This window comes from Reyranella sp., from assembly GCF_044224635.1.
In the GTDB taxonomy this organism is placed as follows: Bacteria; Pseudomonadota; Alphaproteobacteria; order Reyranellales; family Reyranellaceae; genus Reyranella.
The window spans coordinates 82,790-90,821 of record NZ_JBGAKA010000032.1 but is presented as its reverse complement, the minus strand read 5'-3'; the positions used below and the strand labels follow the sequence as shown (position 1 = coordinate 90,821).

Genomic DNA, 8,032 nt, shown 5'->3' with positions numbered 1-8,032 from the left:
AACCGACTATGGCGATAAACGCCGCGTGGCATAAGCGTTTCGGACCCGGGGGCAGTACCCGGCGCCTCCACCAATTTTCCTCCGCTCCTCGCGGGGCGGAGTCGATGGGGGCGAACCAGGATCGACGAGCGTGGTAAAGGCGCGGTTTTTGCCCGGTATGGTTCCGCCGTGACGGGCCACACACAAGTGCCAACGATAACGACGTTGCACTCGCTGCTGCCGCCTAAACAGCGGACGTAAGCGCGGTTCGGGAGGGCACCGGGCAACAGAAGCCCTCCCACTTTCCTTTGCCCCAATTGCAAGCTATTGGCAGCGTTGACTCCGCCGCGACGCGGGTCGATGCTTTCAACAAGATTTCCAACAGGCCAATGAACGATCGGTTTCACTACGACGCTCTCGTCGACGATGCGTTGCGCAGCGTCGTCCGACGCGTGTTGACGCAAGTGGCGGAGAAGGGTCTGCCGGGCTCGCATCATTTCTACATCTCCTTCCGCAGCAACGATCCGGGCGTCTCGCTGCCCGACTACCTGCGCGCCAAATATCCGGAAGAGATGACCATCGTGCTGCAGCACCAGTACTGGGATCTCCTCCTCGGCTCGGACTTCTTCGAAGTGACGGTGAGCTTCAACAAGCAGCAGGAACGCATCCGCGTACCCTTCACCGCCCTCTCCGCCTTCGTCGACCCGTCGGTGCGATTCGGTCTGCAGTTCGACCGCAAGGACAAGGCGGCCGCCGCCGACAAGGCCGAGAAAGCGACGCCGACGACATCGCTGCCGGCGCCCGAGAAGCGGCCGCCGCTCGCCGCGCCGACCAGCGACGAGGCCACGCCGGCGAAGGAGCCGCCGGAAGACGGCAAGCCCGAGGATCCCGCCTCGAAGGTCGTCAAGCTAGACAGCTTCCGCAAGAAGTAGGTGGACGGCGCGGCGCGCTTGCGGCAGGGATGCCGCCGCGCGCTGCCGAGATGCGCGCCTCCTAGTCGGCGCATCAGGAGGCCAGCGCGTCAGGAGAAGGTCATGCCCGAATTCCAGTTCCAGGAGATGTTCCCCAGCGGTCAGGACGCCACGCCCTACCGCAAGCTCAGCTCGGATTTCGTCGCCACGACCCGGTTCAACGGCCGCGACGTGCTGACCGTCGAGCCGGAGGCGCTGACCCTGCTGACCGCCCAGGCGTTCAAGGACATCTCGCACCTGCTGCGGCCCGGCCACCTCGCCCAGTTGCGCTCGATCCTCGATGACGGCGAGGCATCGGACAACGACAAGTACGTGGCGCTGGAGCTGCTGAAGAACGCCAACATCGCCGCCGGCGGCGAACTGCCGATGTGCCAAGACACCGGCACCGCCATCGTCATGGGCAAGAAGGGCCAGGCGGTTTGGACCGGCGGCGGCGACGAGGCGGCGATCGCCAAGGGCGTCTACAAGACCTACACTGAGACCAACCTGCGCTACTCGCAGGTCTCGCCGCTGTCGATGTTCAAGGAAGTGCAGACCGGCACCAACCTGCCAGCCCAGATCGACATCTACGCCACCGATGGCGACGCCTACAAATTCCTGTTCATCGCCAAGGGCGGCGGCTCGGCCAACAAGAGCTACCTGCACCAGCAGACGCCGGCGGTGCTGAACGAGGCGGCGCTGCTGAAATTCCTCGACACCCAGATCCGCACGCTGGGCACCGCCGCCTGCCCGCCCTATCACCTCGCCATCGTCGTCGGCGGCACCTCGGCCGAGATGAACCTCAAGACGGTGAAGCTCGCCTCGACGCGCTACCTCGACGACCTGCCGGGCGAGGGCAACAACAAGGGCGTGGCCATCCGCGATCGCGAGATGGAGCAGAAGGTGCTCGAGCTGACGCGCAAGATGGGCATCGGCGCGCAGTTCGGCGGCAAATATTTCTGCCACGACGTGCGCGTGATCCGCATCGCGCGCCACGGCGCCTCGGTGCCGATCGGCATCGGCGTCTCGTGCTCGGCCGATCGCCAGGCGCTGGGCAAGATCACCAGGGACGGCATCTACCTCGAGCAGCTCGAGACCAACCCGGCGCATTTCCTGCCCGACGTCGAGCCGCAGCAGCTGTCCGGCGACGTCGTCTCGGTCGATCTCGACAAGGGCATGGCGCACACCCTGTCGGTGCTGACCCGCTATCCCGTGAAGACGCGCGTCAATCTCACCGGCACGCTGATCGTGGCGCGCGATTCGGCGCATGCCAAGCTCAAGGAGCGGCTCGATCGCGGCGAGGGCCTGCCCGACTACTTCAAGCAGTTCCCGGTCTACTATGCCGGTCCCGCCAAGACGCCGCAGGGCATGCCGTCGGGCTCGTTCGGCCCGACCACCGCCGGCCGCATGGATTCCTACGTCGATTTGTTCCAGGCCAATGGCGGCTCGATGGTCATGCTGGCCAAGGGCAATCGCAGCAAGGCGGTGGTCGACGCCTGCAAGAAGCACAAGGGCTTCTACCTCGGTTCGATCGGCGGCCCGGCCGCCATCCTGGCCAAGAACTGCATCAGGAAGGTCGAGGTCCTCGAATACCCCGAGCTTGGCATGGAAGCGATCTGGCGCATCCAGGTCGAGAACTTCCCCGCCTTCGTCGTCACCGACGACAAAGGCAACGATTTCTTCAGCGAGCTGAAGATCTGAAGATCACCATGACAGGCGCAAGCCGAGCGTGAGCGCGTGGTTGTCGGTGCCGCCACCGACCTCGCCCTCGTAGCGCAGATAGAGGCGCGTCGCGCTCGCGACGGTGGCATTGGCGGCGAGGCCGAGCACAGCGCTGTCGCGCTGCGGCATGGCGCCGAGCAGGGTGTAGGAGATGCCGGGCGCACCGGCGAACGATGCCGTCAGGGGACGGCTGGTGTCGGCATATTCGTGCAGCCAGCCGAGCCTGAGCGCGAGATCGATCGGTCCGAGGGTCGCCTTGAGATCGGCCCCAAGCGTCGAGCGCAGCGAGTTGGTGATCTGTGACGCCACGAGCAGGTTGAGCGAGCCCGCACCGCTTTCGGCAAAGCCCGGCTGGTTCGTCGTCGCCCCCTGGAGACGTGCGAAGGGCGTCAGTGACAGGTCGGGCGCCAGCGCAGCGAACGCGAACCTGTAGCCGGCCTCGATCTGGCCAAGGAATTGGTTGATGCTGGCCTGCCCGCTCGCAGTCCGCGTCGCCAGGCCGGGAAGCACGATGTTGCGCGTCAGCCGGTTGGTGGCGTTGGCATAGCCCGCGGCGCCATCGACGTAGAAGGCGTCCGCGACGAACGACGCATAGAGGCTGGCGCTGAAGACATCGGTCGTGCCGCGCAAGTCGAAGCCGTTCACCCACTGCGATCCCGTCACGTAGCCGATGCTGGCGCCGAGCAGCACGCGGGGATCGGGCCGATAGTCCGCCCCTGCAGCCACGCCACCGAGATTGTAGGTCAGGGTCCCTGCGTTGGCGTCGCCCAGCACGCTGCCCGTGCCGCCGAGCGCACTCATCCAGGCACCGATCGTGCCACCCGGTGCCGTGAGGCAGGCCGCCTGGCACGCTTCGGCCAACGCCACGCGGGCCATCGGCGCGCCGGCGCGCACGGCGGCGATCTGCGCGCTCACCGCATTCAGGAAAGCGTAGCCCGTCTGCACGTTCAGGGTGGCAAAGTCGGCATAGGGTTGGCCACTGAGGGCGTTCAGCACCTGCGGCCCCTGTCCGGCCGCGGCCACGGCCAGCGTGCCGATCACCGTGTCGAGGTCGCCGCTCGCAGACGGCGCCGAGCGGTCGAGCGCCGCGCCGACCGCACGCTGGTTGGCCGTCTGCCCGCCGCGCGCAAAGCTTTGCGACAGGGTGAGCCAGGCATTGTTGGCGTCGTAGCTGAGCGTCGGCGTGAGGAAGGCGAAGGAGCCCGCGATGGCGAAGGCGCCGCTGACGCCGCCCGCAGCGCTGAGAACCTTGTACGTCGGATTGCGCCAGTAGTTCGCCGCGGCGGGCGCCGCCTGCAGGATCGCTCCCTGCAGACTCGCCGTGCCGCTCAACGCCAGCGTGGTGCTCTGGCCGGGCGAGACGGCGATCCGGTAGACGCTGCCGGCCGCCTGCACGAGCGTGCCTGCCGTCAGCGTGCCTGCTTCGTGCGCGGTGAGGTCGAGCGTGCCGCCGGCATTGACGATCAGGCTGGACGCACCGCCCGAGCTCGCACCGGTGAAATAGGTCGCCCCGCCGGCATTGGTGACGATCGTCGCCGCGCCGGCCGTGCTGTCGAGCAGGAAGGCCGTCACGCCGCCGCTGTTGTTGGTGATGCGGGCGGTTCCGGCCGACGAGCCGACGAACGACGTGATGCCGACCTCGTTGGCCGAGGGGGCCACGGTGGCGGGATTGAGCAAGGCGTTGACGAAGCTCGCGATGCTGAAGGTTGCGATGCTGCCGCCCTGGTTGACCAGCGTGGCAGTGCCGGCCGACGTGCCGGCATTGAACTGCGCGGTGCCGCCGACGTCGTTGGTGATGTGGGCGTTGCCCGCATTGCTCATGCCGGTGAACAGGGCGGCGCTGAACAGCGCGGTGCCGCGGGTGCTGGTGATGACCGCGTTGCCGGCGGTGCTGTTTGCGGCGAACAGCACGATGCCGCCATCGCTGTTGTCGATCCGGGCCGTGCCGGCGCTCGACTGGCTGGCGAAGGTGAGGCCCGAGGTTTGTGGCACGGCGTCGCCGTTGGTGTTGCTGAAGCGCGGCGCGATCGAGCCATTGTCGACGATGCCTGCGCCGTCGAAGACGACGCCGTTGCCCACGCTCGCCGAGGTGAAGGTGAAGGCCTGGGCGTCGGGACTGAAGGTGAAGCTGCCCAGGGTGGTCTTGGCCGAATAGGTGATGTCGGGAACGCCGGTTCCGCCGAAGAAGGCCGTGCCGCTGGGAACGGTGGCCGGCGACCAGTTCGCCGCTGCGGTAAAATTGCTCGTGGTCCCGGTCCAGGTCGCATCCTGCGCGCGGGCGGCCGGCGCCCCTCCGATACCGCACAGCAGCAGGACGGCGCAGGATCCGAGACTGTAGCCTCTCACGGCGCTCCCCCCTTTCGCCGGTTGATGCTTCAAGCGAGCCGATGCTTCAAGATAGCGTCATGAACCTCGCCAAGCAGCATCTCGACATCGGCCTGTTCTCGACCAAGCGCGACGAGCAGCTCGCCTTCTGGCAGCACACGGTCGGCCTCCCCTACGACCACATGGGCAAGCTGGGTGGCGGCATGCAGCAGCATCGCCATCACATGAACGGGTCCATCCTCAAGATGAACCATTCGCGCGCCGCCCTGCCCGACGTACCGCCGTCGGGCATCGTCAGCCTCGAGATCGCGCGCGACGGCCTCGCCGCGCGCCGGCCGCTGGCCGACCCCGACGGCAACCAGGTGACCTTGGTGCCCAAGGGCGAGCACGGCGTCGAAGGCATCGCCATCCTGCTCAAGGTCAACGACCCTGATGAGCACGACCGCTTCTGGACCCACGCCATGCAGTTCGAGCGCGCGGGCGACGGCCGCTACCGCTGCGGCGATTCCTTGGTCGTGATCGCCGGGCGCGGACGGGTCGAGCGCAGCCAGGAATGGCGCGGCCCGGGCTATCGCTACATGACCGTGCAGGTATGGGACTGCCTGCACGAGTACGCCGGCATCCTCCAGCGCGGCGGGGCCTCGGGCGGCGAGCCGCGCGTGCTGGGCGACACGGTGCGCTACGCCTTCGTCTGCGATCCCGACGGCAACCACATCGAGATCAGCCAGCGCGCCTCGCTGACCGGCGGCAAGCTGTAGTTTCTTCTCCTCCCCAGCTTCGCTGGGGAGGGGAATGAGAAATACGCCGACAGCTCCGCAGCGAAGCTGGAGAGGAAAGGAGGGAGCGGGCTACTTCTTGCGGGCCTTGCGCGCGGCATAGCGCGCGTCGCGCGTCGCCTTCTGCGAGGCCAGCAGCTCGATCTGCGCGCGCAGGGCGCTCTTGGCCTCCTCGGCTTCACGATTGATCTTCTCGACCTTCTTGGCCTCGCGGTCGGCGATCGCTTTGGCGCGTTCGGCGAGCCTGGCGTTGCGGCGCTCCTCCTCGCGCTGCTCGCGCAGGCGGGCAGCGGCGGCGCGCGCTTCCTGACGGGCGGCGAATTCGGGATCGTTGGTCGGGTCCTTCGCCCGGGCGCGCTCGAGCAGGGCCTGCCGGGCCTTGGCCTGGTTCTCGAGACGGTCTTCGAAAGTATCGCGATTGTTCAAGGGTCTACCTATTCTGCGGCGGCGGCAGCCGCCTGTTTCTTGGCGCGCTTGCGATCTTCCGGATGGAGGAAGCGCTTGCGCAGACGGATCGACTTCGGGGTCACCTCGACCAGCTCGTCATCCTCGATGTAGGCGATTGCCTGCTCGAGCGACATGCGGCGGGGCGGGGTGAGCCGTACCGCCTCGTCCTTGCCGGCGGCACGGATATTGGTGAGCTGCTTGCCCTTCAACACGTTGACGTCGAGATCGTTGCCGCGGCTGTGCTCGCCGATCAGCATGCCCTCGTACACCGCGATGCCGGGATCGATGAACATCGGCCCGCGCTCCTCGAGGTTCCACAGCGCATAGGCCACCGCGGTGCCCTCGGCATTGGCGATCAGGGCGCCGTTGCGCCGGCCCGGGATCGGGCCACGGTAGGGACCGTAATTGTGGAACAGGCGGTTCATCACGCCGGTGCCGCGGGTGTCGGTCAGGAACTCGCCGTGATAGCCGATCAGGCCGCGCGAGGGGGCATGGAACACCAGCCGCGTCTTGCCGGCGCCCGACGGCCGCATGTCCTGCAGCTCGCCCTTGCGGGTCGAGATCTGCTCGACCACGACACCGGTATAGGCGTCGTCGACGTCGATCACGACCTCCTCGATCGGCTCCAGCCGCTGGCCGGTCACCGGGTCGTTCTCGAACAAGACGCGCGGGCGACCGACGGCGAGCTCGAAGCCCTCGCGCCGCATGGTCTCGATCAGCACGCCGAGTTGCAACTCGCCGCGGCCGGCGACCTCGTAGGAATCGGTGTTGTCGGTGTCGCGCACGCGGATCGCGACATTGCCTTCGCCCTCGCGCATCAGGCGGGAGCGGATCATGCGTGTCGTCACCTTGTCGCCCTCGCGGCCGGCCAGCGGCGAGTCGTTGACCGAGAAGGTCATGGCCAAGGTCGGCGGATCGACCGGCTGGGCCGGCAGCGCCCATTCGACGGCGGGATCGCAGATCGTGTCGGCCACGGTCGCGGCCTTGAAACCGGCCACCGCGACGATGTCGCCGGCCTCGGCCTGGTCGAGCGCCTGGCGCTCCAGCCCGCGGAACGCCAGCACCTTGGTGACGCGCGCCTGCTCGATCTCGCTGCCGTCGCGGCTCAGCGCCTTCAGGATGGTGTTGGGCTTGAGCACGCCCGACTGGATGCGCCCGGTCAGGATGCGACCCAGGAAGGAGTCCGACTCGAGCGTCGTCACCAGCATGCGCAACGGCTTGTCGGCCTCGATGTGCGGCGCCGGCACGTGGCGCAGGATGAGGTCGAACAGCGGCGACATGTCGACCCGCGCGGCCTCCAGCGAGTCGGCGGCCCAGCCCTGTTTGGCCGAGGCGAACAGGGTCGGGAAGTCGAGCTGGCGGTCGCTCGCCTCGAGGGCGGCGAACAGGTCGAAGACCTCGTCGTGCACCTGGTGGGCGCGGGCGTCGGGCCGGTCGACCTTGTTGATCAGCACGATCGGCCGCAGGCCGAGCCTGAGCGCCTTGCCGAGCACGAACTTGGTCTGCGGCAGCGGGCCCTCGGCGGCATCGACCAGCAGCACCACGCCATCGACCATCGACAGGATGCGCTCGACCTCGCCGCCGAAATCGGCGTGGCCCGGCGTGTCGACGATGTTGATGCGCACGTCGCGCCACACCACCGAGGTCGCCTTGGCGAGGATGGTGATGCCGCGCTCGCGCTCGAGATCGTTCGAGTCCATCGCCCGCTCGGCGACCTGCTGGTTGTCGCGAAAGGTGCCGCTCTGCTTCAGCAGGCAGTCGACGAGGGTCGTCTTTCCATGGTCGACGTGCGCGATGATCGCGACGTTACGAATTTCCATAAGGATGTCCGGG

At 67.6% G+C, this 8,032-nt stretch carries 6 protein-coding genes and 1 other RNA gene; 4 read left to right on the top strand and 3 right to left on the bottom strand.

Going from position 1 to position 8,032, the window contains the following annotated elements:
- The 3 genes from ssrA to ACILR9_RS24840 form a co-directional block, all read left to right on the top strand.
- Positions 1-282, top strand: a transfer-messenger RNA (tmRNA) gene (gene ssrA / locus ACILR9_RS24850); the annotation flags it as partial.
- 86 nt (positions 283-368) lie between these two features.
- Positions 369-911 (top strand): SspB family protein, encoded by a 543-nt coding sequence (locus tag ACILR9_RS24845; RefSeq protein WP_395712653.1) that lies wholly within the window; start codon positions 369-371, stop codon positions 909-911.
- Positions 912-1,013: 102 nt separating this feature from the next.
- Complete coding sequence (locus ACILR9_RS24840) at positions 1,014-2,630, top strand: fumarate hydratase (RefSeq protein ID WP_395712652.1); 1,617 nt, start codon at positions 1,014-1,016, stop codon at positions 2,628-2,630.
- Between the two features lie 3 nt (positions 2,631-2,633).
- On the opposite strand, the gene ACILR9_RS24835 is transcribed toward ACILR9_RS24840, so the two are convergent.
- Entirely contained in the window at positions 2,634-4,997 is a 2,364-nt protein-coding gene (locus ACILR9_RS24835; protein WP_395712651.1) for an autotransporter domain-containing protein, read from the bottom strand.
- Positions 4,998-5,056: 59 nt separating this feature from the next.
- On the opposite strand from ACILR9_RS24835, the gene ACILR9_RS24830 reads away from it, so the two are divergent.
- On the top strand, positions 5,057-5,734 hold the full coding sequence (locus ACILR9_RS24830; protein WP_395712650.1) for a VOC family protein: 678 nt from the start codon (positions 5,057-5,059) through the stop codon (positions 5,732-5,734).
- Positions 5,735-5,824: 90 nt separating this feature from the next.
- Here the strand turns inward: ACILR9_RS24830 and ACILR9_RS24825 are convergent, their stop codons facing one another.
- Both ACILR9_RS24825 and typA read right to left on the bottom strand, forming a co-directional pair.
- Complete coding sequence (locus ACILR9_RS24825) at positions 5,825-6,178, bottom strand: DUF6481 family protein (RefSeq protein WP_395712649.1); 354 nt, start codon at positions 6,176-6,178, stop codon at positions 5,825-5,827.
- Between the two features lie 8 nt (positions 6,179-6,186).
- The gene (typA, locus tag ACILR9_RS24820) at positions 6,187-8,019 is read right to left on the bottom strand and encodes a translational GTPase TypA (protein ID WP_395712648.1); all 1,833 of its coding nucleotides are present in this window, start codon (positions 8,017-8,019) and stop codon (positions 6,187-6,189) included.
- Positions 8,020-8,032 lie beyond the last annotated feature (13 nt).